A 1,660-nucleotide genomic window follows, 5' to 3' on the forward strand; every position below is an offset into this window, starting at 1 on the left:
GGCAAGCCTCGCTCCCACAGGTTTTGTGGTTATCGCTGAATTTGTGGCTCGACACAAACCCTGCAGGAGCGAGGCTTGCCCGCGAAGAGGCCCGCCAAGACAACACACATTCTGGACATGAAACCCATGAACACCACCGAAAGCCTCAAGGACTACCAGCGCGTTCGCCTGCTGGCGATCCGTTCGCTGTTCGAGATCATCGAGCAATCCAGCGAGGGCACGGTGATTGTCGACCGCGACGCGAATATCGTCTGGATGAACGAGCGCTATGCCCGCCGCTTCGGCCTGGAATCAGCCGAAGTGGCCATCGGCAAAGCGTGCGAAAGCGTGATACCGGGCAGCTTGTTACGTGAGGTGGTTCGCACCGGTCGCCCGATTTTGCTGGATATGCAGGACACGCCGAAAGAACCCCTGGTGGTCATGCGCTTGCCGATCCACGACGACGCGGGCGCCGTCATCGGCGCCATTGGTTTTGCGCTGTTCGACGAATTGCACAGCCTGTCTCCGATGCTCAAACGCTACCTGAGCATGCAGGAAGAACTGGCCTCTACCCGCTCGTTGCTGCGGTCGCGGCAGACCAAATACAACTTCGCCCACTTCATCGGGACCAGCGCCGCCAGCCTGGAAGTCAAACGCCGCGCCCGGCGCAGTGCCAGTGCCGAGTCACCGGTGCTGTTGCTCGGCGAAACCGGCACCGGCAAGGAGCTGCTGGCCCAGGCGATCCACGGCGCTTCACCCCGCGCGCACAAAGCCTTCGTCAGCATCAACAGCGCGGCGATTCCCGAGTCTTTGCTCGAAGCCGAATTCTTTGGCACCGCGCCGGGCGCCTTCACTGGCGCCGATCGCAAGGGCCGGGCCGGCAAGTTGCAGATCGCCCAGGGCGGCACGCTGTTTCTCGATGAAATCGGCGACATGCCGCTGCCGCTGCAAAGCAAGTTGCTGCGCGTTTTGCAGGAAAAGGAATTCGAGCCGGTCGGTTCCAATGAGGTCATCCAGAGTGATGTGCGAGTGATTGCAGCGACCTCCACGGACCTGGAAGCGGCGATCAAGCGCGGCGAATTTCGCGCCGATTTGTATTACCGGCTCAACGTGCTGCCGATCAACGTGCCGCCTCTGCGCGATCGTCTTGATGACTTGCCAGCGCTCAGTGAAGCGATCCTTGAGGAACTTCGCAGCCAGCATGAGCTGAACACCGAAGCCTTGGACCTGCTGGCGCATCACGCCTGGCCGGGCAATATCCGTGAGCTGCGCAACGTGCTGGAACGCGCGGCGCTGCTCAGTGATGACCTGGTGCTGAATGCAGGGGACATCCGCGCGGCAATCGGGACGTTCACACCAGTGACGCGTGTGGCGCCGAGGGTCGTTGAGGCCGTTGCGCAGGAAACGTTCAGCGAGGCGCGGGAGCGGTTTGACCGGCAATTGATTGAATCTGCCCTGGCGCAATGCGGGGGTAAGGTGATTGAAGCGGCGGCGCGGCTGGGGCTGGGTCGGTCGACTTTGTATAAGAAGATGGTGGCGCTAGGAATTGCCGAGTCTCCCTAAAGAGACATTGATCTCTATTGGTAGATAGGGCCTCTTCGCGGGCAAGCCTCGCTCCTACGGGACCAAGGCGCTCTTGTTTGTGCGCACGACCGCAAATCATGCAGGAGCGAGGCTTGCC

1 protein-coding gene is annotated in these 1,660 nt (G+C 61.3%); it reads left to right on the forward strand.

Annotated features, from left to right (window positions below; all coding sequences use genetic code 11):
* Window positions 1–126 precede the first annotated feature (126 nt).
* Window positions 127–1,542, forward strand: coding sequence for a sigma 54-interacting transcriptional regulator (locus QMX98_RS34525; RefSeq protein ID WP_010460855.1), 1,416 nt, complete (start codon window positions 127–129; stop codon window positions 1,540–1,542).
* The last annotated feature ends 118 nt before the right edge of the window (window positions 1,543–1,660 follow it).

It is taken from the genome of Pseudomonas sp. PS02303, assembly GCF_029959925.1.
Taxonomy (GTDB): domain Bacteria; phylum Pseudomonadota; class Gammaproteobacteria; order Pseudomonadales; family Pseudomonadaceae; genus Aquipseudomonas; species Aquipseudomonas mandelii.